General features: G+C 59.2%; 22 protein-coding genes and 4 pseudogenes. 21 read left to right on the top strand and 5 right to left on the bottom strand.

What is annotated here, in order from left to right; genetic code table 11:
* The first annotated feature begins 81 nt into the window (after nt 1-81).
* The 6 genes from LUN51_RS16600 to LUN51_RS16575 all read left to right on the top strand — a co-directional run bounded on the left by LUN51_RS16600 (nt 82) and on the right by LUN51_RS16575 (nt 7,086).
* Nucleotides 82-1,434 carry a flavin-containing monooxygenase gene (locus tag LUN51_RS16600; RefSeq protein ID WP_277812119.1) on the top strand — a complete coding sequence of 451 codons (1,353 nt, stop codon included), beginning with the start codon at nt 82-84 and terminating at the stop codon, nt 1,432-1,434.
* Nucleotides 1,431-1,871, top strand: a complete 441-nt coding sequence (locus LUN51_RS16595; RefSeq protein ID WP_277812118.1) for a RidA family protein — start codon at nt 1,431-1,433, stop codon at nt 1,869-1,871. The genes LUN51_RS16600 and LUN51_RS16595 overlap by 4 nt, the downstream gene beginning before the upstream one ends.
* Complete coding sequence (locus LUN51_RS16590) at nt 1,868-2,542, top strand: DUF1028 domain-containing protein (RefSeq protein WP_277812117.1); 675 nt, start codon at nt 1,868-1,870, stop codon at nt 2,540-2,542. The genes LUN51_RS16595 and LUN51_RS16590 overlap by 4 nt, the downstream gene beginning before the upstream one ends.
* A 200-nt stretch (nt 2,543-2,742) precedes the next feature.
* Nucleotides 2,743-3,951, top strand: a complete 1,209-nt coding sequence (argE, locus tag LUN51_RS16585) for an acetylornithine deacetylase (protein ID WP_277812116.1) — start codon at nt 2,743-2,745, stop codon at nt 3,949-3,951.
* A gap of 169 nt (nt 3,952-4,120) precedes the next feature.
* On the top strand, nt 4,121-5,062 hold the full coding sequence (locus LUN51_RS16580) for a LysR family transcriptional regulator (RefSeq protein WP_246942513.1): 942 nt from the start codon (nt 4,121-4,123) through the stop codon (nt 5,060-5,062).
* A 578-nt stretch (nt 5,063-5,640) separates the two neighbouring features.
* Nucleotides 5,641-7,086 (top strand): sodium:solute symporter family protein, encoded by a 1,446-nt coding sequence (locus LUN51_RS16575; protein WP_277812115.1) that lies wholly within the window; start codon nt 5,641-5,643, stop codon nt 7,084-7,086.
* Nucleotides 7,087-7,161: 75 nt separating this feature from the next.
* Here the strand turns inward: LUN51_RS16575 and LUN51_RS16570 are convergent, their stop codons facing one another.
* Entirely contained in the window at nt 7,162-8,046 is an 885-nt protein-coding gene (locus tag LUN51_RS16570) for a LysR family transcriptional regulator (protein ID WP_040239177.1), read from the bottom strand.
* Between the two features lie 121 nt (nt 8,047-8,167).
* On the opposite strand from LUN51_RS16570, the gene LUN51_RS16565 reads away from it, so the two are divergent.
* The 11 genes and pseudogenes from LUN51_RS16565 (at nt 8,168) to LUN51_RS16515 (ending at nt 17,537) form a co-directional block, all read left to right on the top strand.
* A complete protein-coding gene (locus tag LUN51_RS16565) occupies nt 8,168-9,049 on the top strand; it encodes a HalD/BesD family halogenase (RefSeq protein WP_277812114.1) in 882 nt (293 codons plus the stop codon).
* A 110-nt stretch (nt 9,050-9,159) separates the two neighbouring features.
* Nucleotides 9,160-10,443, top strand: coding sequence for a M24 family metallopeptidase (locus tag LUN51_RS16560; protein WP_277812113.1), 1,284 nt, complete (start codon nt 9,160-9,162; stop codon nt 10,441-10,443).
* A gap of 50 nt (nt 10,444-10,493) precedes the next feature.
* Nucleotides 10,494-11,981, top strand: coding sequence for a CoA-acylating methylmalonate-semialdehyde dehydrogenase (locus LUN51_RS16555; protein ID WP_277812112.1), 1,488 nt, complete (start codon nt 10,494-10,496; stop codon nt 11,979-11,981).
* 420 nt (nt 11,982-12,401) lie between these two features.
* Nucleotides 12,402-13,217 carry an arginase family protein gene (locus LUN51_RS16550; protein ID WP_277812111.1) on the top strand — a complete coding sequence of 272 codons (816 nt, stop codon included), beginning with the start codon at nt 12,402-12,404 and terminating at the stop codon, nt 13,215-13,217.
* Nucleotides 13,218-13,290: 73 nt separating this feature from the next.
* Nucleotides 13,291-13,635, top strand: a complete 345-nt coding sequence (locus LUN51_RS16545) for a nuclear transport factor 2 family protein (RefSeq protein ID WP_277812110.1) — start codon at nt 13,291-13,293, stop codon at nt 13,633-13,635.
* Nucleotides 13,636-13,732: 97 nt separating this feature from the next.
* Nucleotides 13,733-14,644, top strand: coding sequence for a hypothetical protein (locus tag LUN51_RS16540; RefSeq protein WP_277812109.1), 912 nt, complete (start codon nt 13,733-13,735; stop codon nt 14,642-14,644).
* A gap of 88 nt (nt 14,645-14,732) precedes the next feature.
* Nucleotides 14,733-15,155, top strand: coding sequence for a hypothetical protein (locus LUN51_RS16535; protein ID WP_277812108.1), 423 nt, complete (start codon nt 14,733-14,735; stop codon nt 15,153-15,155).
* Nucleotides 15,156-15,232: 77 nt separating this feature from the next.
* Entirely contained in the window at nt 15,233-15,604 is a 372-nt protein-coding gene (locus LUN51_RS16530; RefSeq protein WP_075368241.1) for a transposase, read from the top strand.
* A pseudogene (locus LUN51_RS16525) lies at nt 15,586-16,413 on the top strand (IS3 family transposase); the annotation flags it as partial. The gene LUN51_RS16530 and the pseudogene LUN51_RS16525, both read left to right, overlap by 19 nt.
* A gap of 96 nt (nt 16,414-16,509) precedes the next feature.
* The gene (locus LUN51_RS16520) at nt 16,510-16,974 is read left to right on the top strand and encodes a GNAT family N-acetyltransferase (protein WP_277812107.1); all 465 of its coding nucleotides are present in this window, start codon (nt 16,510-16,512) and stop codon (nt 16,972-16,974) included.
* A 107-nt stretch (nt 16,975-17,081) separates the two neighbouring features.
* Entirely contained in the window at nt 17,082-17,537 is a 456-nt protein-coding gene (locus tag LUN51_RS16515; RefSeq protein ID WP_277812142.1) for a hypothetical protein, read from the top strand.
* Between the two features lie 52 nt (nt 17,538-17,589).
* Here LUN51_RS16515 and LUN51_RS17475 read toward each other — a convergent pair.
* The 4 genes and pseudogenes from LUN51_RS17475 to LUN51_RS16485 all read right to left on the bottom strand — a co-directional run.
* Nucleotides 17,590-18,087 (bottom strand): annotated as a pseudogene (locus LUN51_RS17475) (CcdB family protein); the annotation flags it as partial.
* A gap of 306 nt (nt 18,088-18,393) precedes the next feature.
* Nucleotides 18,394-18,624, bottom strand: a pseudogene (locus LUN51_RS16495) (IS3 family transposase); the annotation flags it as partial.
* Nucleotides 18,625-18,635: 11 nt separating this feature from the next.
* Nucleotides 18,636-19,595 (bottom strand): quinone oxidoreductase family protein, encoded by a 960-nt coding sequence (locus LUN51_RS16490; RefSeq protein WP_277812106.1) that lies wholly within the window; start codon nt 19,593-19,595, stop codon nt 18,636-18,638.
* A gap of 38 nt (nt 19,596-19,633) precedes the next feature.
* Nucleotides 19,634-20,368, bottom strand: a complete 735-nt coding sequence (locus tag LUN51_RS16485; RefSeq protein WP_277812105.1) for an SDR family NAD(P)-dependent oxidoreductase — start codon at nt 20,366-20,368, stop codon at nt 19,634-19,636.
* Between the two features lie 94 nt (nt 20,369-20,462).
* Between LUN51_RS16485 and LUN51_RS16480 the strand changes: the two genes are divergently transcribed.
* The 4 genes and pseudogenes from LUN51_RS16480 to LUN51_RS16470 form a co-directional block, all read left to right on the top strand.
* Nucleotides 20,463-20,828 carry a winged helix-turn-helix transcriptional regulator gene (locus LUN51_RS16480; RefSeq protein ID WP_277812104.1) on the top strand — a complete coding sequence of 122 codons (366 nt, stop codon included), beginning with the start codon at nt 20,463-20,465 and terminating at the stop codon, nt 20,826-20,828.
* A gap of 483 nt (nt 20,829-21,311) precedes the next feature.
* Nucleotides 21,312-21,716, top strand: a complete 405-nt coding sequence (locus tag LUN51_RS16475) for a VOC family protein (protein ID WP_277812103.1) — start codon at nt 21,312-21,314, stop codon at nt 21,714-21,716.
* 97 nt (nt 21,717-21,813) lie between these two features.
* Nucleotides 21,814-22,296 carry a GNAT family N-acetyltransferase gene (locus tag LUN51_RS17470; RefSeq protein WP_431355588.1) on the top strand — a complete coding sequence of 161 codons (483 nt, stop codon included), beginning with the start codon at nt 21,814-21,816 and terminating at the stop codon, nt 22,294-22,296.
* Nucleotides 22,297-22,392: 96 nt separating this feature from the next.
* Nucleotides 22,393-22,587 (top strand): annotated as a pseudogene (locus tag LUN51_RS16470) (hypothetical protein); the annotation flags it as partial.
* Nucleotides 22,588-22,622 lie beyond the last annotated feature (35 nt).

The following is a 22,622-nucleotide window of genomic DNA, read 5'->3' as shown; positions in this document are numbered from 1 at the left end:
TCCCAATAGTTAATAAATATATTTTAACTAACCAAGCGCGGCTCATAAGGTTGTCGTCACAAGACAACAAGGAGACCGCCGATGACCGAGCTCACTCTCGATAACCTGCATATTGATACGCTCGTGGTCGGCGCCGGCCAGGCCGGCGTGGCCATGAGCGAGCACCTGGGCAAGCTCGGCGTGCCGCATCTCGTGCTGGAGCGCCACCGTATCGCCGAAGCCTGGCGCACGGCTCGCTGGGATTCGCTGGTCGCCAACGGCCCAGCCTGGCACGACCGTTTTCCGGGTCTGACATTCAATGCCGTCGACGCTCGTATCGGCGCCGACGACTTTCCTTCCAAGGAGAGCGTGGCGGCCTATTTCGAGGCGTATGCACGCCAGATAGACGCCCCTATCCGCACGGGCGTGGACGTTCATCGGGTGACGCGCAACGAGGGCAGTCTGGGGTTCACCGTCGAGACCTCGCAGGGCGTGATCGTAGCCAATCGCGTGGTCGCGGCGACCGGCCCCTTCCAGCACCCCGTCATTCCTGCCATCGCGCCCCGCAATGGGTCTCAGAGACAGCTCCACTCCTCCGAGTATCGCCATCCAGAGCAACTGCCCGATGGGGCGGTGCTGGTCGTCGGTGCCGGCTCCTCCGGCGTGCAGATCGCCGATGAGTTGTTGCGGGCCGGCAAGCGCGTGTATCTCTCGGTCGGGCCTCACGATCGGCCGCCGCGTACCTATCGCGGCCGTGACTTCTGCTGGTGGTTGGGCGTGCTCGGCAAGTGGGACGCCGAGGCCATGCAGCCCGGCACCGAGCACGTCACCATCGCCGTCAGCGGTGCCCACGGCGGCCGCACGGTGGACTTCCGGGAACTGGCTCATCGAGGCATGACACTGGTGGGAAGAACGCAAACGTTCGACGACGGTGTGGCGACCTTCGCCCCGGACCTGGCCGACAACCTGGCCCTTGGTGACGAGAACCTTCGCGCGCTGCTGGATGACGCCGACGCGTACATTGCGCACAACGGCCTCGACCTGCCGGAAGACCCCGATGCGCGCCGCATTACCCCCGATCCTGAGTGCGTCACCCAGCCGTTGCGAGAGCTCGACTTGGAGGCAGCCGGCGTGAGCGCGATCATCTGGGCCACTGGCTTCAAGGTTGATTACGGCTGGCTGGACGTCGATGCCTTCGATGCGGACGGCAAGCCGCATCATCAGCGCGGTATCTCCACCGAACCCGGCGTCTACTTCCTGGGCTTGCCGTGGCTGTCACGGCGGGGTTCCAGCTTCATCTGGGGTGTCTGGCACGATGCCAAGCATATTGCCGACCACATCGCCACACAGCGCCGGTATCTCGACTATCACCTGCAAGCGCAATCAACGACGGCACCGCGGGATACCGCCACGACGTCACCCCTGACATACAGCGCCAACGCGAGGGCCGAATGATGCCGACGCATACCCGAATCCGCATGTTCAACACCAAGGAAACCTATCCCAACCAGGCGTTGGACAACGATCTCTGCCAGGCGGTGAAGGCGGGCAACACCGTCTATGTCCGTGGCCAGGTAGGCACTGACTTCGACGGGCGGCTGGTCGGGCTGGGCGATCCACGGGCCCAGGCCGAGCAGGCCATGAAGAACGTCAAGCAGTTGCTCGAGGAAGCCGGCTCCGACCTCAGCCACATCGTCAAGACCACCACCTACATCACCGACCCGCGATTCCGCGAGCCCGTCTACCGCGAGGTGGGGAATTGGCTCAAGGGCGTTTTTCCTATCTCCACCGGCTTGGTGGTGGCAGGCCTGGCCCAGCCCGAATGGCTCATGGAGATCGACGTCATCGCCGTTATACCGAATGAGTCAGACGACGAGGAGAACCACTCATGACCTTTTCCATTGCCGGCTTCTGCAGCGAGACTGGTCAGTTCGGTACCGCCATCAGTTCCTCGAGCATCTGCGTGGCCAGCCGTTGTCCCTTCATCGCCCCCGGCAAGGGAGCGGTACTGACGCAGAACGTGACCAATCCCGCACTGGGACAACTGGGCGTGCAACTGCTGGAGGAAGGGCTCGACGCCGAGGGCGTGATGGCACGTCTTCGCGAGCACGAAACCTATCCGCAGTGGCGCCAACTCCAGGTCCTCGATGCCAAGGGGGCTAGCGCGGTGCACAGCGGTGCCGAAACCCTGGGCATACATGCCACCCGACAAGGGCGGGACTGCGTGGCGGGCGGCAACATGCTCGCCGATGAGAGCGTGATCGACGCCATGGTCGCTGCGTTCGAGGCCCACGACGGCGAGCTCGCCGAGCGCCTGCTGGCCGCCATGGATGCCGGCCTGGCCGCAGGCGGCGAGATGGGGCCGGTGTTCTCGGCGGGGCTCAAGGTCACCGACCGGGCCAGTTGGCCGGTGGTCGATCTGCGGGTCGACTGGCACGTCGCTCCGTTGGCCGAGCTACGCATGATTTGGGAGCACTATCTGCCACAGCGCGACGCCTACGTGCTGCGCGCCTCACGCCCCGATGCCTCGCCGTCCTACGGCGTGCCGGGCGACGAGCGCTGATATCTTCTGGGCAGGCCTGCCTGGACCATCGCCGTTGCACAAGGCGAGGGATGCCGAAGACAGGTTGAAAAGGAGGTCTTTTGCCATGGATGGCAAAAGTAGTGCCCAAGGAAGGGGGCACAGCGCCTCCTCGTAAACCTGTCGACGGCTCAGTCTCGCGTCGCTGCCTTGCTTTCTTCCCTGACCATCCGGGGGTCTCCATGTCCCAAGACACCGTCGTCGACCTGCTTGCCGAACTGGTGGCCTTCGACACCACCAGCCACCGCTCCAACCTGGCGCTGATTGCCTTCATCGAGGACTACCTGGCTCGCCACGGCGTGGCGTCGCGGCGGGTGCCCGACGCAAGCGGCAAAAAGGCCAATCTCTATGCCACCATCGGGCCGGCGGATCGCCCCGGCGTGATGCTCTCCGGGCATACCGACACCGTGCCGGTGACCGGCCAGGACTGGCGCTTCGATCCCTTCCGGCTGAGCATCGAGGGCGAGCGCCTTTTCGGTCGCGGCACGGCTGACATGAAAGGGTTTCTGGCCGTGGTGCTGGCCGCCGTGCCGACGCTGGTGGAGGCCGAACTGGCCGTGCCCGTGCACCTGGCCTTCTCCCATGATGAGGAGGTGGGGTGCGTGGGCGTGCGCACGCTGCTGGCGGACCTCGCGCAGCAGCCGGTGCGACCGGCTGCCTGCCTGGTCGGCGAACCGACCTCCATGCGCCTGGCCACTGCGCACAAGGGCAAGCTGGCGGCGCGGTTACATGTGCGTGGCAAGGCTTGCCACTCCGGCATGGCGCCCCAGGGCGTCAATGCCATCCACACCGCCGCCCGCTTGGCCAACTGGGTCGAGGAGACGGCTGCGGCCAAGGCGAGCCACGGCCCCTTCGATGAGCGCTTTGCGGTGTCCCACACCACGCTGCAGGTTGGCACCATCCAGGGCGGGGCGGCGCTCAATATCGTGCCGCAGGATTGCCGGCTAGACATCGAGATTCGCAACGTCCCCGAGGACGACCCCGAGGTGCTGCTCGACGCCTTGATGGCCGTCGCCGCTACCCTGGAAGCCGAGATGCGCGAAACCGCGCCCGAGGCGAGCATTCGCCTGGAGCGTCTAGGCGATTATCCGGGGCTGTCGATGGCCGACGACCATGCCCTGGTGGACTTCATCATGACGCTGCTCGACGACCGGGACCTGGCGTGCATCGGTTACGGCACTGAAGGCGGGCTCTTCCAGCGTGAGCTGGGAATCCCGACCCTGGTCTGCGGACCCGGCAGCATGGACCAGGGGCACCAGCCCGATGAATTCGTGACGCGCGATCAGCTGGCCCGCTGCGAAGCGTTCCTGACCCGGCTGGCGGCTACGCTCGCCGGCCCCGAGGCACACCGCCTGGCGGAAGGCCAGTTCCCGCGCCCCGCGTCGGTGTGATTCGCGCCCGGATTCGGGCATTGGCCGTCGCGAGGCGATGTGGAGCGACGTGGGTCTGTTGCCGGAGAGGCGGAGTCAGGACGCTTGACGCCGGTACCTGATATGCTGAATTGAATTTCCCTACGCCTATCGTAGGGGGGACCGATTCTTCAGCGATGGTAGCGAGTCAATGCGTCAATTCACTCTCAAGCAGCTGCGCTACTTTGTGGTCGCCGGGGAGCTGTTAAGCGTTACCCAGGCGGCTCGCAAACTGCATGTTTCTCAGCCATCGATCTCGGCGGCGATCCAGCAAATAGAGGATATTTCCGGGCTTCAGCTGTTCGTTCGCCACCACGCACAGGGCTTGTCCCTGACACCCTCAGGCAAGCAATTGCTGAGCCGGACCCGCGAATTGCTGCGCGATGCGGAAGGGCTCGAAAAATATGCATTGTCGTTGGGCGAGGAAATTGGCGGCGAGTTGCGCCTGGTGGCTTTCCCCACTTTCGCCCCGGTTTTTTTGCCCCAACTGCTGCGTCGCTTCGCCGACCGTCATCCCTCGGTGAGCCTCTATTGCGATGAAATGAACCAGGTGGACATCGTTCGCGGGCTCGGCCAAGGCGACTATGAACTGGCCTTTACCTACGATCTTCAGGTCCCCGAAGATATCGATTTCACGCCGCTGTATCGCTTTCCCCCTTATGCCGTGGTGGCGGCCGATCATCCCTTGAGTGAACGCGGCAGTGTCTCGCTGGAAGAACTGGTCGCCTATCCCATGGTCCTGCTGGATTGGCCGCTGAGCCGCGAGTATTTTCTGTCGATCTTCACCCACCATGGCCTGTCGCCGACCGTCGCCCACCGTGCCAAATCGATGGACATGATGCGCGGCTTGGTCGCCAATGGCTTCGGTTTCTCGCTGTTCAACACGCCGCTTACGGCGCTGGAATCGCTGGACGGTGGCGGTCTCAAGCCGCTGCAACTGGTCGACGAAGCGCGCCCGCTCTCCATGGGGATCGCCTGCTTGCGTGGATTGCGCCTGAGCCCCGCCGCCGAGGCCATGCATCGCCTGGCGCGTGACCCCGAGGCTCACGGCAAGGTGTTCGCCCAGCTCGACGAGGGTTTGGCCGCTTCCTGAGAATTCCCCCGGCGTCATAGCACGCATTCACGCTCGATGGGCCGCCTTCCAGATGGGAGGCGGCCGTTCAGTGCGTTGCATAGAAATTCATGATGCTGTTCTTCGAATAAAAATATTTTATTTAATCAGGAGGAGGGGGCTATCGTCTCAAAGTACTCATCAGGCGCGGCCAGGCCATCTCAACAATAACGTCATTGCTATCAGAGGCCCTTGGATGAACTGTCAAAATCTTCCCCCGTTGCGAACGCAGAGATGCCCCGCGCGTGCAGGTTTTGTCTTGCCTGGCGCCCTAAATTAGGGAAGTTTTTCCAAGAAAATTGCCTGGCTTGGCCCAAGTATCGTGACATCTCGCAGGCATTTCTGCGGGTTGTTTTTCACTCGCTACCACGCGGCTTCCACATCTCAAGGAGCCCATCTCAATCTGCCAACCAAGGAAAACAATATGGAATCCTGGACCTTTTTCGCCTTTGGCGTCGCCTCGGTGGTGACGCTGGCAACGGCCCTGATTGCGCTGGCGTTTGATCGCCGCCGCTAACAAAACAAAGCCTCACTACAATTCCAACGAGGAGTTTTCATTAATGTTGAACTGGATATTGCTGGGCGTTTCGGCCGTTATCTTGATCGGCCTGTCGCTATATTCCATGCGAGCGGCAGGGGACAAGGAGGAATCTGGCTTTCTGGTGGCCAATAATTCCCTGGGGCCTTTCGTGGCCGCCGCCACTTTGATTGCTACGGGATACAGCGGCTTCGTGTTTATCGGCTCGCCTGGCGTCGCCTATGAATACGGCTCCCTAGAGCTGTTCGCCAATGTCTTCTATACCCCCGCCTTCCTGATCGCCACGTTGTTCTTCGCCAATTTCCTGCGCCGCAAGGCGGCCAGCCTGGGGAGCCGGACCATGCCGGAATACATCGCCCAGACGCATGCCGGCGGACGAGCGGGGCGCTGGCTGCAGGGCGTGACCGCGATCATCATCGTCTTGCTGCTGAGCGTATTCCTCATCTCGCAAGTCAAGGCGATCGGCCTGCTGGTATCGAGCTGGCTGGGCGTTTCCACCACCACTGGCGCCTTGCTGATTACCTTGCTGGTGATCGGCTATACCATGTTCGGCGGTTTGCGGGCCGTGGCATGGACCGATGCCCTCATGGTGTTGGGCATGGTGCTGGGTTCCTGCGTGATCGCCTATGTGGTCTTCGTCCAGGTCGGGCTAGGGGAACTGATCAGTCGATTGGATGCCCAGGATCCGGAGCTAGCCAATCCCACCACGGGGGCGCCCTATGGCGACAGCACGGCATCCGCCTTCCTGCTGTTGCCCTATGCCTTCCTGTGGGCGGCGGCCTTGCCCTTCATGTCGGTGCGCTTCCTGGCGATCAAGCAAGGCGTCAGCATGGCACGCGTCGGTATCTGGGTGGCCGTACTCGGCCTGGCGCTCAATTTCACGCCCATGGCCGGGCTCTATGCCAAGGCCTACTTCCCGTCGCTTGAATCGCCGGACATGGCCATGCCCACCTTTCTGGAGCACGGCGTCGGTCCGTTGATGTCCAGCGTGATGACGCTGTTCATCCTGTTCGCCATGAAATCCACGGCCAACTCGCTGATGCACACCGTCTCCACGGCGCTCTCCTACGACCTTCGCTCGGCGCTGGGCAAGCAGGAAGGGTTCACCACCACCATGACCTTCAACCGGCTCATGGTACTGGCCGTGGGGATCGGTGCCTTCGTGGGCATGGCCTACTTGCCGCCGGTGATGATCCTGTGGCTGGGCATTCTCGGCAACGGCACCCTCATGGCCTCGCTGTTCGGGGTGTCGCTGTGCTCAACGTTCTGGCAGGGCAATGCGCTGGGGGCATTCACTTCCATCGCGGCAGGATTCGGCGTGAGTGCCTATCTGCTGCTGGGTACCGATCTCGGGTGGGTGCAAGGGCCGCTCTATGGCTGCCTGGCCTCGGCCGCCTGCTACGTGGGCGTGAGTCTGGCGACTCGCCGGGCGGCGCGCGCTTCGACCCCGGTGCCCGAGCGCTCCTAGAAGCACTGACGGCGACGCATCGCGAACGCGTCGCCTGCAAACGCCAACGGCGCCCCTCGGGGCGCCGTGTTGCGTTTAGCCTTCTGCGGCCACGTATTCCAGCGACTCCAGCGAGTCGGTCGCGGTGACGATGTGCTCCAGCTCGTCGCAGAAGGCGACGAAGGCGTCGCTGGAGTGGCCGGGCGTGCGATGCATTTCGATCTCAACGTGCCCGAGCGGCGGCAGGCCTTCTTCCTCGCCGACGATGCGACAGCCCTCGGGGACGCTGCGCGGGGTCTTGACCGTGGCGGCCAGCCCGGCTTGTACCGGCAGGTTGATGCCGGTGGGTGACTGGCTGGAATAGCGCACGTCCCAACGCTGCTCGGTGGGGCCCAGGGCCGCGAATGCATGGGCGCGGAAGGTGCAGCCCTCTGGGTTCAGCGCCAGGGGCAGAATCTCCCAGTCGTCGATGGCGCGGTCCTCGGCCACCACCCACACCATAGGTTCGCGGCCCAGCAGGCGACCGGTCTGCGTGGGGCCATGGCGCACCACCAGCGCGACATCCAGAAGCCCCTCCTGGAAGTCATGCACCAACGAACCGCTGATACTGCAGCTCACTTCGAGGCGCACCTCGGGAAAGCGGGCAGCGAAGCGCGGCAGCAACTCGGGCAGGTAGGTGCTCGCCTGTTCCTCAGAGGTACCCAGGCGGATCAGTTCGCCCTGGCGGTCCACCCCCATCACCCGGCGTGCCTCGTCCTGAAGCTTGAGTATGTGCCGGGCGTAGGGCAGCAAGCGCCCGCCTGGTGGGGTCAGTACCACGCTGCGGCTGGTGCGCTCGAACAGTGACTCGCCCATCTGATCCTCGAGCCGCTTGATCTGCAGGCTGACGGCCGACTGCGTGCGATGCAGCACCTTGCCGGCGGCGCTGAAGCCCTCGCACTCGGCGACGGTGACGAAGGCGCGGAGCAGGTCGGTATCCATGATCTATGAGCCTTTGCAATCTTTTTGATCTTAACCATTCATTTCTATTATTGAACCTGCCTCTCTACCCTGTCCATACGTTATTGGAAACGTTTTTGGAAAAAGTCAGGAGCAGATCCGCATGCCAGCCAACGCCACGCAGGCAGACGACAACGCACTCCAAGGTCTGATCGATCTCGAGCGTTACCCCATCGACCAGTTGGACGGCGAGCGCGGCCGGGCCCTCGTCGAAGAGTGCCGTGCCCAGCTCGGTCAGGACGGTTGTGTGGTACTCAAGGGCTTTGTGCCCGACGAGGCCCTGACACGGCTGGAACGCGAAACCGAGCGACTCTCGCCGGAAGCGCATTACAACCAGACCGAGACCAATCCCTACAATAGCGACGGCGACCCCAGCCTGCCGGCCTCGCATCCCAAGAACCGCTTCGGCGACCGCACCAACGGCTTTGTCGCCGGGGATCGCATCGACGCCGACACCATCATTCGCCAGGTCTACTCCGATCCCGGCTTCCAGCGCTTCATCGCCAGCGTGGTGGGCATGGAGGAGATCCACCAGTACGCCGATCCACTGGCCGACCTGGTCGTCAACGTGCTGCGCGAGGGCTGCCAGCATCCGTGGCATTACGACACCAACGAATTCATCGTCACCATGATGACGCGCCAGTCCCACGGCGGCGGCCGGTTCGAGTACGCGCCGGGCATCCGCAGCCCCGAGGGCGAGAACTTCGAAGGGGTGGGAAAGGTCATCGACGGCGACCGCTCGCAGATCAAGTCGCTGGATCTCCAGCCGGGGGACCTGCAGATCTTCTTCGGCCGCTACTCGCTGCACCGCGTGACCCCGGTGGAAGGCGACCGCGAGCGCCACACCGTGATCTTCGCCTACGCCAAGGAGCCGGGCTTCATCGGCCGCCCCGAGCGCGCCAAGCGCATCTTCGGGCGCATGGCACCGGTACACGAGCGTCTGCTGGAAGAGGGCATGCAGCGCAGCGACAGCCTGGCCGACTGACGAGACCGAACGACCAGGCGCCACCGATACCGGCCTACGCTCGCCGTCGCGGATACGCGCCCCGCGACGGCGAACTTGCCCCATAACGAATAGCTACAGAGAGCTTGATCATGAGCATCGTCGACTTCGAAAACCTGACCGACAACGAACCCAACGCCATACCGGTCGTGCCCTCCGCCCCCATGGCCAACGGCGACAGCATTCCCACTGCCTTCGACCCGGTGCAACTGCGCGGCGGGCGCCTCAAACGTCTACGCGCGATGATGGCCGAGCAAGGCTACGCGGCACTAGTACTGTTCGACCCCTACAACCAGCGCTACGCCACCGGCTCGCGCAACATGTTCGGCTATTTCCTGCGCAACTCCACGCGTTACATCTACGTGCCGCTGGAAGGCCCGGTGATCCTGTTCGAATACCCGGGCAGCGCGCACGTCTCCACCTGGCTCGAGACCATCGACGAAGCGCGCACCTCCAAGGTGGTGTGGTCCGCCGTCAATCAGCGCGACAACATGTCCTCCGACCCGTTTGGCATCGAGATCGCCGAGCTGATGGAAGAGCACGGCAAGGGCAACAAAAAGATCGGCATGGACCGCTGCACAATGAACCTGGCCCGCTCGCTGGAAGCCCAGGGGCTGGATGTCTATGACTGCATGCAGGACACCCTGCATTGCCGGCGCATCAAGACGCCCGAAGAAATCGCCTGTCTGGCCCAGTCGATGGCCGGCAGCGAGGCCGCCGTGGCCGCCGTGGAAGCTGCCATCAAGCCCGGCGTCACCGAGAACGAGCTGTTCGCCATCATGTACGGCGACGTCATCCGCCAAGGCGGCGAGTTCATCGAGACGCGGCTGTTGTCCTCCGGCCCGCGCACCAACCCTTGGTTCAACGAAGCCAGCAACCGGGTGATCCGCCCCGGCGAGCTGGTCGCGCTGGATACCGACACCATCGGCTGCCACGGCTACTACTCCGATTTCTCGCGCACCTTCCATGTCGGCCCCGGCAAGCCCACCGCCTATCAGCAGGGCCTCTACCGGATGGCCTATGACCAGGTGCACCACAACATGGGCATCCTCAAGCCGGGCATGAGCTACCGCGAGATCGCCGAAAACGCCTGGAAGATTCCCGAGCGCTTTCTCGACCGTCGCTACCCCTCGATCATCCATGGCGTCGGCATGCACGGCGAGACCCCGCTGGTCGCCCACCACATGGACTTCGACCGCTTCTCCAAGGACGGCATCCTCGAACCCGGCATGGTGGTCTCGGTGGAAAGCTACATCGGCGAGGTCGGCGGCGCCGACGGCGTCAAGCTCGAAGAGGAAGTGCTGGTGACCGACACCGGCATCGAAAAGCTTTCGCGTTATCCGTTCGATGAGGCTCTGCTCGGCCGGGAATTTTAAGACGGCCCGTATCCCGACATGACGCCCATATTCGATAGAGAAGAGATGTTATGACAGACGTATACCACCGGATCGCTGGCGAGCGACTGACAAGCGAGCGCACCATCGACGTGCTCAACCCGGCCACCGCCGCGCCGGTTCGCCGCCTGGCGATGGCCGATACCGCCACCGTGCAACGCGCCATCGACGCCGCCCGTGAAGCCCAGCCCGCCTGGCGCGACATGCCGCCGGCCAAGCGTGCCCAGGTGATGTACCGCTTCAAGACCCTGCTCGAGCGTGACGCCGACGAGATCTGCGCGCTGGTCAGCGAGGAACACGGCAAGGTGCTCGAGGACGCCATGGGCGAACTCAAGCGCGGCATCGAGAACGTCGAGTATGCCTGCGGCGTGCCGGAACTCCTCAAGGGCGAGTACTCCCACAATGCCGGGCCGGGCATCGATACCTGGTCCAACCATCAGCCGCTGGGCGTCGTCGCCGGCATCACGCCGTTCAACTTCCCGGCCATGGTGCCGCTGTGGATGTATCCCATGGCGCTGGCCTGCGGCAACGCCTTCATCCTCAAGCCCTCCGAGCAGACGCCCTCGGCCGCCGTGAAGATGGCCGAACTGCTCGACGAAGCCGGGTTGCCCAAGGGCCTGTTCAGCGTCGTCCACGGCGACCGCGAGGCCGTCGACGCATTGATCGAAGCGCCCGAAGTGCGCGCACTGTCGTTTGTCGGCTCCACCCCCGTGGCCCGCAAGATCTACGAGGGCGGCACCCAGCAGGGCAAGCGCGTGCAGGCCCTCGGCGGCGCCAAGAACCACGCCGTGGTGCTGCCGGACGCCGATCTCGACAACGCCGCGAGCACCCTGATCGGCGCCGCGTACGGCAGTGCCGGCGAGCGCTGCATGGCGATCTCCGTGGCCGTGTGCGTGGGTGACGCCACCGCCGACGCCCTGGTCGAGCGTCTCGCCGCCCAGGCTCGCGAGCTCAAGATCGGCCCGGGCACCGAGCGCGGTCTCGACATGGGCGCGCTGATCAACGAAGGTCAGCGCGACAAGGTCGCCGACTACATCGGGCAGGGCGAGCGCGCCGGCGCCGAGCTGGTGGTCGACGGCCGCGAGCACCCGCTGGTGGAAGGCTCGCCCGGCTACTTCCTCGGCGCCACGCTGTTCGACCGCGTCACGCCGGAGATGAGCATCTACCGCGACGAGATCTTCGGCCCGGTGCTGTGCGTGGTGCGCGTAGAGACCTTCGAGGCGGCCATCGCCCTGATCAACGCCCACCAGTACGGCAACGGCACCTGCGTGTTCACCCGTGACGGCGAGGCCGGGCGCCGCTTCGCCGACGCCATCGAAGTCGGCATGGTCGGTATCAACGTCCCGCTGCCGGTGCCGGTCGCCTTCCACAGCTTCGGTGGATGGAAGGACTCGCTGTTCGGCGACCTGCACGCCTACGGCCCCGACGCCGTGCGCTTCTACACCCGCCGCAAGGCCATCTCCCAACGCTGGCCGAAGCGCTCCGCCCAGGAAACCGCCCAGTTCAGCTTCCCCTCCTGAACCACCCCCACGGCTGAACCCCACGCCCGCGCCGCCCACACCGGCGCGGGCGTTTTTGTGTGTACGCCTTTCGTGTAGCGCTATGTTAATCGGCGTTGAATCGCGATAGGTTAGAGATACTTAAGGGCTTGATGGCATAAATAATGGCCGAGGCGGTGAGGGTTGTAGTTCCTCGCCCTGGCGGTAGCGTGGGGAAGCGGTATCCGGTCGAGGGGGCAAGGGCGGAAGTCGGCCCGAGGCTCTCAGGGTGGCAAAGGTGGCATGCGCTGTTATTGGTACTATATCGTGAGATCGGGTGAATAGTGCTGGGAAATCAATGGGATGGCTGTGCAGTATAAGAATCTTGAACGCGCGCGCTCGTTCAAGTTGTTATACGAGCGCGCTATCTAATACCTGTTATCCCTTAAATAAGGAGCCAGTATGAAAGATGCTTTGCTATGTCTCAATCCAGAGTGGCAAGGGTGTGAAAGCACGATTTTAGAGAAAGGTTCGAAGAGGCTTGCTCAAGAATTGTTCAATTGCAAAATGTATAAGAATTTCGGTACGACAGATGTTCAAAAACTAGAAATAAAAGATAACATCTTTGCTCTGGATTTTATAGCTAAGAAGTTTGTAAGAAATTTGAATTTAATTCGGGAAAAATCACCACAACGAGTCTTAACGGTTGGCGGCTCATGCGGAATAGACGCTGCTCCGGTATCCTATCTAAATAGTCGCTATGAGGGTGATCTGGCAGTTGTTTGGTTTGATGCTCACGGTGATCTAAATACGCCGGCTTCCTCTCCAAGCGGCCATTTTCATGGAATGATATTACGGACTTTACTTGGAGAGGGGCCGGAGGAGTTTTGTAAACATATCGAAAGACCCCTTGATTCTCGTCAAGTATTTCTCGCTGGGGTTCGAGACCTAGATTTAAGTGAGAAACAGTATATTGAAAAATCAAACATATCGGATTGCGAGGTCGATGTTTGCCTGGCTGATTTGGTTTTACAACATGGGTTTAGTAAAGTTTACATACATATTGATGTTGATGTTATAGATCCCGATGACTTTTCGGACGCTCTAATGCCTACTGATGGTGGACCGACACGTGAAGAAATCAGTAAATGTATATCTGTTATTAACGAGCGGCTTGATATAGTGGGACTTAGTGTCGTTGAGTATTGCGGTGAGCATGAAAATTCAGCAAAGCAAGTGACGCAAATGCTCGAAAAGGCGGGGATAACAAGTCAATGAACTGCGCGCATTAAAAACATGCGCCGGACTCGCTACCGCTCGCCGGTTATTGAGTCGTTAAACGGTCTTTGAAATGGACGTAGCTCAAACTTTAATTGACTTTGAAATGGAGCTGGTGAACCCTTCGGCGAGAGATGATCGTGAGCGCATTAAAGAACTCCTTGCCGAAGATTTTGAGGAGTTTGGTAGCTCGGGAAAAGTTATTACCAAGGCGGATGTTCTGAAGGCTGATGGCCCAGTTCCAGCCTATGAGCTTAGCGATTTTTCGGTCCACATGCTTGGCGAGAGGGCGGCGCTAGTGAAATACCGTGCCAGTATTCCAGGTCATAACTCGCACAGGAGTTCGGTTTGGGTGAAATGCGAGAATAGGTGGCAAATGCTTCACCATCAATCTACGGTGGTGCCAAGTGACGTTTAACCAAGCGCAGCACTACGCAGCCTTCGGCTGCCGGATGCTCGCAAGCTCGCACCGGTGTGCGCGGCGTTAGCCAAATCACATAGCGGGTACACGGGCAGTGAATAAAATTGAACCTATTTTAGAAGTGCTACAACTTTACGAGCTTGCACGTGATGAAACGGCACTCCTCTGTAACGTGCCACATGATGACCTTGTAGGTGCAACAAACGACTTCCTTTTCCACCACGCCCCCCGATTCGGTATCACCGGCTCGGGTGATCTCACGCAAGGCCTACGAGACGGCGGTGTAGACTCAGTTTGGCAGTACCGCGCATCGGATATCTCTGGTCAATTGGGGGTACAGATAAAAAGCTCCGGTGACTTCGATCAAGGTTCAAGTTTTCGCCGAAGTGTTATGGCGCAAATTGCTGAGTCTCGACAGTACAATTTGACACACTTCCTAATTGGGTTAGCTGCTGATCTTACCAACGCATCGCATCGTGAGAAGGCCCGAGGCATTTTGGCTGACGTCGCACGTATGACAGATAACTATGTGATTGCCTTATCCCCTGAGAAAGTGGCAGGGCTTTGGAAATGGAGGCAAGGACTGAATATTGCCCCAATCGAGCAGATGCGACTGGCAGGCTATTCGTGGCTCACAGCGACGTATGATTCTCTAGGTAATTTAAACCAGAACTCGTGGGGAAAGGGCACTGGAGGCGACTGGTCAAATCTCAGGTGCGGCACAATCCATTCTGGTCAAAGCGTAACCATTCGTGCTATCGGACATTCACCCACAAACTCGCAGCTGGAGTACCGCTTTTCAGTCCAGCGAAGTGGACAATCTTTCATTGTTCGAAAGGATTGGTCTCCTAGTGACACATGGACTTGGCATTTGGAACTCGCAGATGTGGGGCGGCATGTGACGGTCATGATTGAAATACGTACGGTTAAAGAGTATTACCAGTTTAATGGTTCTGACGATTACAACTATGCAACCTATGACGTTCTTCCAGCCTCCGCTGGCTAACAATGCCAAGCACAGCGACAGCTTTTTCGTTGCGGCTTCGCCTTCACTTCAAAGCTGCGCGTGTTGGCGGCGTTAGGCAGTAAAAACTATGGCAGATGAGAATGAACAGTTTAACGCACATCAAGCCGACGTTCGGGGCCGTGCTGATTCCTTGGTGCGCGCAATTTTCATTCTTGCCGGCGGCTCATTGACTGTATCTATAGGCTTCTTCAGTGGTTCTTCACGTGAATTGCTATCGGCGGCTCTCATTCCTATTCTGCAAGCATCGTGGTGGGGCCTTTTTATTTCAATCCTGAGTCTCGCCTCATCGCTCGTCGCAATCATCGGCAGAGATTACGCCTTCGGTGAAAGGTGGCGACAAAAAATTTATGGCAAACGGCAGGGTGCTCCAAATGACCCAGGCTGGTGTGAGTGGCTAATCTGGATCCTGGCGGCCACCGGCTTTGTTTGTTTCATTTTCGGTATGATCGGACTTGCGTACGTGGCATCTGCCACGGTGTCGAATGCCTAACAAGGCAATTAAATTCGTTCTGGACGTCCCCCGATTTAGTGGACACGCATCGATAACTCCCACGGAGGAGAAAACCGATGCCCGCAATCATCACGGGGAAGAAAACGCAACGTTACAGCACTGAGTTCAAGGTGAAGGCGGTCGAATGGAGCCATCAGGCTCACCGAAGCGTCCAAGGGGTCGCGGAAGCGCTGGATATTCACCCGTTCATGCTGTCACGCTGGCGAAAGGAGTACCGAGAGGGAAAATTTGCCATGAAACGGGTCAAGAAAGCGCCTGCCGAGGCCAAGGAAAAGGTCAGGGAGCAGGATGAAGTCACCCGCCTCAAACGCCGGATTGCGGAGCTTGAGGAGGAAAACGACGTCCTAAAAAAGTTTCAACGTTTTCAGGCCGAGGAACGACGGAAGCGTTCCGGTTCGTCTGGAAACACCGGCAACGATACAGCGTAAAGTCGCTTTGCCAGCACCTGAGCATTTCACGCTCCGGCTACTACGCTTGGGTCAACCGAAAGCCAAGCAAACGAATGTCCGAGCAGGCTGTGCTGTTGTCCCAGATCCGCAAGATCTACGATGACAGCGGGGGACGATATGGCAGTCCACGGGTTTATCAAGCGTTGCGCCGTGAGGGCGTCACGGTAGGTGAAAACCGGGTTGCGAAGGTGATGCAGCAATGGGGAATGAGGGCGCGTGTTTCCCGTGTCTACCGGCGCTTGGCGAGGCGACGTCATGAGCTGAAAGCGCTGCCCAATCACCGTTTGGAAGCCTCCGCACCGGACGCTGTCGATCAGCAGTGGAGCAGCGACGTCACCTACATCAAGCTGGGTTCGAAATACGTCTTCCTGGCGGTGGTGCTGGATCTGTTCTCGCGTCGAGTGCTGAGCTGGCGATTGGGTGAGAAACTGAGTGCGGATTTCTCCAGAGCGACCCTGCGAGAGGCTTTCGAATTGCGGCGTCCCGCTGCTGGATTATTGCTTCACACGGATCGAGGTATCGAATACCGGGCCCAAAAGACGCAACGATTGCTAAAACAGCATCGGGTACGTCACAGCATGAACCGCCCGGGCCAATGCACGGACAACGCCGAGGTTGAGTCCTTCTTCAAGACGTTGAAGGGAGAATTGCTGCACGCCACCAGTTTCGTGACGATGCGGCAATTACGGAAGCATATAAATCGCTATATTGAAGGCTTTTATAACACCCAACGGCTCCACAGCAGCCTTGGTTACAGGACGCCGCTGGAATTTGAGGATTTGCACTGATGGCGCGTGTCCACTTTTTTGGGGGAAGTCCACGCCTTCACCGCTTCGCGGTTCCGGTACGGCTAGGCATTGTCGTTAAGCCTCACAGGAGCAATAGTGCATATCCGTCGCTTTCGTATTGGCGAAGAGCGTGAGCTTTTCGAAATCTTTCACTCGGCGATTCACCTTGTTGCAAGCCGTGACTACACACCGGAGCAGATTAATGCTTGGGCGCCGGCAAGCTTGGATCAGGAGCTTTGGGCACGGAAAATGCGTGATATCAAGCCATTTGTCGTAGAGATTGACGAAAAGGTTGTTGGGTATGCCGATGTGCAACCTTCCGGCTATATTGATCATTTTTTCGTCTCGGGATTTCACCCAAGTCAGGGAATTGGAAGGTTATTGATGTCGACTCTTCACAGTGAGGCAGTCTCGGTTGGTTTAACAGAACTGACATCCGACGTCAGTCGAACGGCACAGCCTTTCTTTGAAAAATTCGGGTTCTGTATAATTGAGCGGCGGGCGCCCGAGTTGCGGGGGGTAGTCGTTCCAAACGCACTCATGCGTAAGGTTTTGCAGTGACGAGGCTTAACCAGGCCATTCAGTTCATGCACTCCGTGCGCCGGACCTCGTTTCACTCGACTGCTTATGGCGCACGTTAGACATGCCAGTCGGAAGGAGTCGAGATTATGTTTGAAGAAATAAAGTTGAGGATGTTCTTTGCAAAAATTCAAGCTGAACTGAAGGCACAATATAATGACCAAGCCTTTGTGAATCGAGTATGTCAGTTACCTCACATAATGGAGCAGCTCGGTGAGATTAGGACGAAAGCTTATTATAAGGGACAGAAAATTGCTCCATTCCTCAACATTTGCTTTGTGTTAGGAGAAGCAATGGAATCCGACTTGCTCATCCATGAGGATCGAGCCAATTGCGCAGAGTTGCTTGCTCAGAGACTGGAGAAGGCCTCGTCAGACCCTCATTTCAGATTAAGGCATGTTATGATTTTTGGAGATTTGGAAAATAAAGTATCCAAGTGGACTGCAGAAAATGCTGAACAATACGCAGGCATAGCGACGGCTTTTTCATTGCGGCTTCGCCTCCATTACAAAGCCGCGCATGCTGCGGGCATTCAATACCAGTAATAGCGAGATCCAGAGCTTTAACAATCGGTTCTCTGGCATGAGCCAGGGAGCCAATCGGGCTCTTGAGGTGTTTTTCAGGTACTGAGGAAATTTGCGGGGTCAGCAACAATAATTCCTGATCGGCGAAGGTAATTTCCGGTATGAGGCCCTGCATGGCCTGCCCGCCAAAGGCGGAGCGTTAACCCAGAGGGATGACGATACGCGTTGCGAGCTCTCTAAGTAGAGGGCTTTGAACATCCACCAAGTAAGGGTAATATGTCTTGCTGGTTCGGCTGGGGTTCGGATAAACGTCGAACTGAGCCATCAAAACTCCCGAAATTCGTCTCCGAAACAGCCATGCTGCTCGACGAATTCGTTGTAGCGATTCGATCGCTGACCGGTTTTCTTCAACCCATTGCTCAGCTGCGCGCTTTGCCAGTTCCTCTTGCAATGCCCGCTCCAGGGTGGCCGAGAGGTTGATGTTCAGAGCGCGGGTCTTATTCAGCAAGTCGCTGTTAACTGAAAGATTCGCGGCTTTTTTTGGTGCGGCTGTGTTGTAGAGCTTGCCCATGACAGCCTCCGGGAACAGTAATCACGTAAAGATAGCCTATGCGCATGGGTGTGCGCATGCCAGCGCGCTCAGAGCCATGGGCTGCAGAGAGGCCTTCTGCCGATGACGAATTCGTCGCCGGCCACCTGGCGACGAGAGCAGCGTGCATTGGAGGGCTAGAGCATTGCTCCTGATGTTCGAACTGCTCCACGGCCCGGCTGGGGCCACAAACGTTCCTTCCTTGCTTGTTCATCCGGGCCCCGGAGGGTCGTCGACGCCGGAGCTATAAGTCCGTAAAGGGGGGGGCGGCGCTTTTCTTGGACTCCTTCATGCTGCGATCCCTAGGTCCTTTCGGTATTCGAGAGGACTCAGGCCACCTAGCGAGATTTTAATCCGTTTCTCGTTATACCACCGTATGTAGGAATCCACTTCCTCCATGAACTGCTCGAGCGACGTGTGTTGCCAATTCCTGTGGTAGAAAAGTTCGGCCTTAAGCCGACCAAAGAAGCCTTCGCAGGCTGCGTTATCCGGTGTGCAGCCTTTACGAGACATCGGCCGGGTCTCGCAGGTCAAGGGACAAGGACGACCCGGCCCAGAATGGAATTTTCCTCGGCATAGGCATGTGCCGCCGCGACCTCGCAAAGCGAAAACCGTCGATCTATGGGAATCTCCAGCTCACCGGTGGCGGCCAGGCGCAACATGTCGTCGACCGTCCTGTGGACTTCGGGTTTTTCGAGCTGGCTGCCCATGAACACACCCAGAAGCGTCTGGTTGGCCTGCAAGGCGGGCCAGAGGTCCAGGTCCAGCGACGCGCGCCCTGCATTGCCGACGAAGACCAGACGGCCCTCGGGCCGGAGTGCGGCAAGCGATCCCGCGAGCGTGGACCCGACGGGATCGACGACCAGATCCATGCCGCGGCCGTCGGTCAGCCGCATGACGGCCGCTGTCACATCCTCTGAGCGGTGGTCGATCGCGGCGTCCAGCCCATAAGCTCGCAGTCGCGCGACGCGATCCGCGCCCGAGACGGTTGCCAACACCTTCGAGCCGGCGCGATGTGCCAGTTGGATTGCCGCGACCCCGACGCTGCCCGCTCCGCCCTGCACGAGCAGGGTCTCGCCGTCGACCAGGTTTCCGCGCGCGAACAGGCTGTGATGGGCGGTTCCGAACGAGATGGGCAGGGCGGCCGCAGCCGCCATCTGCAACCCGTCCGGCACGATCCATGTCCGCGTGGTCTTCACGGCGCGCAATTCGGCATGGGACCCGCCCATGTCGAATGACGTCACCTTTTGCCCGATGAAGCGGTCGTGAACCTTCGTGCCAACCTCGATGATCTCGCCCGAAGCCGCATAGCCGGGAACGTGGCCTGCTGCCTGAGGCGCCGCCGTCGCCCGATTGATGAGATCGCCCCCCTCGATCGAGATTGCCTCCACCCGGAGGAGCACTCCATCCTCGGGACAAACCGGAGCCTCGACTTCTGTGTAGCTCAGGACCTCCGGTCCGCCTGGAACATCATAATATGCAGCCTTCATGTTCTTTCCTCCCATCGAGGGAATAGTGGGACAGCCATCTAAACCTGCGCGTAGCCCCCGTCAACGAACACCTCACTCCCCGTCATGAAGCTGCTGTCGTCGGACGCCAGGAACGCCACCGCGCCTGCGGTTTCCTTGGGATCGCCCAGACGCTCAAGCGGTACGGTCCGGTTCATCTCGCTCAGGGCTTCGGATGGGAGCAGTTCCATCAGCTTGTCTGTTTTGGTCGGGCCAGGAGACATGACGTTCACGCGAATGCCGGTGCCCCTGAGATCATGGGCCCAACTGCGCACCAGGTTTCGGACGGCCGCCTTGGAGGCGCTGTAGATGCTCATCGCCGGGGTGCCCATGCTGCCCACCGTGGACCCGGTGAGGATGATGGAGCCGCCGTTCGTCATCAGGGGCAGGGCCTTCTGGACGGTGAAGAGGGTGCCTTTGACGTTGATGTCGAAGATGTAGTCGTAGTGCGCCTCGGTGATCTGTCCCAGGCTAGCGAATTCGCCAACGCCCGCGTTGGCCACCAATACGTCCAGGTGCCCTTTTTCTTTCTGGATCGTGTCGAAGACGCGGTCGAGATCCTCCGGCTTTGTCACATCCGCCTGGATGCTCCGGGCGTTGGATCCCAGTGCCTCAGCCGCGTTGTCGAGGACGTCCTGGCGCCGTCCGACAATGAAGACGAAAGCGCCTTCGTCGATGAGGCGTTGGGCCGAGGCCTGGCCGATGCCGCTGGCTCCGCCTGTGATTAGTGCGATTTTACCGTTTAGCCGACTCATGGTTGGGTCTCCGTGTGTGTTGACTTGATTCGCCTTCACGATATATAAACCGCTTACAAATGTTCAAGTATGCACCTTTTGGTAAGTACCCGTTATGGCGAAAGAAAACTCAGAAATCCCACGTTTCATTTGCGGCCTGGATGCGACGCTGCACGTGATCTCCGGGAAGTGGAAGCCGTTGATTCTGTTCTTTTTAAACAAGGGACCGACGCGTTACGGCGAGCTCAAGCGAAGCGTCCGGGGCGTGAGCGACAAAATGTTGATCCAGCAGTTGAAGGAGCTCGAGTCCGACGGCATCGTCCAGCGAACCGACTATGGAGAGATCCCGCTGCGCGTCGACTACTCGCTGACGCCCTTCGGGGCGAGTCTGGTGCGGGCCATGGAGCCGCTTTGCGGCTGGGGCGAAGAGCACGAAGAGGACATTGCCGTGGCGATGGACCGCCGGAAAACCAGCCGGTAGGAAGCGCAGCGACCAGGAAACCGCCCAGTTCAGCTTCCCCTCCTGAACCGCCCCACGGCTGAACTCCACGCCCGCGCCGCTCACATCGGCGCGGGCGTTTTTGTGTCTACGTCTTTCGTGTAGCGGTATGTTAATCAACGTTAAATTAAGCTAGGTTGCGAAATTAAGGGCTTGCCTTCTTAGGAAGCACAAATAAGCTCAGGTACATCGATAGCGAAGCGGTGGAGCATGCAACGCTGCACCTGGCGGTAGCGTAGGTAGAAGGTAGCGGGGCGAGTGGGCGAGGGCGAATGTCGGCGCGAGGCCCACATTGGGGCAAAGTGGCAGGCGTGGTTATTAGTGTTATATGGCTAGGTAAAACGCATATTCATTGTGAATAAAAGGTTTGGTGCGGAGCATAAAAATCATGAGCGCGGATGCTCGTTAAACTTTTTATGCGAACTCGCTATATAATGCTTTTTATACATCTTCAGGAGCCGTTATATGCATAAAAGCAGGCTGCAGACGCTCGTTATAGATTGTGAAACTGATGACCTTGCTAGTGACGCTGCGTTCTGGGGGGCTGCACTGGGCTGTAAAGTTTTCGCCTGCAATATGGAGCCTGGGGATGAAAACTACCGAGAGCTCGAAGTCGATCCATCACAGCCGAAGATACTTGTTCAGAAAGTAAGCCATCCCAGTCGTGTTCATCTAGATATAGAAGCTGATGACATTGAAGCTGAAGTGGTAAGACTTGAGCGACTAGGCGCGAAGAAGGTGGGGAAAGTACGTCATTTCACGATACTGGAGGCACCGAGTGGCCAACGTTTCTGCATCGTGCCCGTACAGCGTCCTGACTTTGAGGAAAAAGCAAATGTTTGGATGGAAAGAGATGGTAACGATACATAATAAGGTCAAGTACAGCGATGTGGACTTCTCCCACTAGAGTGGGGGCAGCATTATACTTAAAAAATACAGGGTGTATCCTGACGTGAAAATCCGAAGAATGTCACCGTCCGACCTGCCGGAAGTGTCTCGCATACAGCGGGAGTGCTACAGCGAGAGCCTTCTTGAAACAGTAGATTCCTTTTCCGCAAAGCTCTCTGTTGCCCCTGATTTTTGTTTCATGGCAGTCCAGGGTGAGCTGGTAGTGGGCTATGTTGTATCTCTGCCATGGGTGTTTGGCGAAGTGCCTGACTTAAATGGCGCTGAGTATCCAGTGCCACCAGATGCGGATAGTTTGTGCATCCATGATATGGCGGTAACTCCCACTGCCCGTAAAGCTGGTGCCGCAAAACACATGCTGGACGCTGTGCTAGATGTCGCACGGCACAGGGGATACCAAAGAATATCCTTGGTCGCTATCCAAGGGGCGTCATCGTATTGGCTGCGTCATGGCTTCAAAATTGTGCATGTAGGTGAGCCGCTTAAGACAGATTTATCGGCATATGGGCAAGAGGCGGTATATATGGCTAAAACCGAGGACTAGGTATAGCCAGCCCTTCCATTGCGTTCCGGCTCGAATGGGCCACTACCGGATAGCCTTTTTACGCTTCGCAAAGGCGACGCTATCTAAGTCGGCATGGTCGGCATGGTCGGCATCAATGTCCCGCTGCCGGTTCCGGTCGCCTTCCATAGCTTCGATGGATGGAAGGACTCGCTGTTCGGCGACCTGCACGCCTACGGCCCCGACGCCGTGCGTTTCTACACCCGCCGCAAGGCCATCTCCCAACGCTGGCCTGTAATGACCCCCTGGTTTCTGCACACCCTACGCCGTTAATGCGGGGTGTGCTCGGGGTGCCACGTAGTCCAGAG

It is taken from the genome of Chromohalobacter canadensis, assembly GCF_029544075.1.
In the GTDB taxonomy this organism is placed as follows: Bacteria; Pseudomonadota; Gammaproteobacteria; order Pseudomonadales; family Halomonadaceae; genus Chromohalobacter; species Chromohalobacter canadensis_A.
This window is presented reverse-complemented; position numbering and strand designations above follow the sequence as displayed.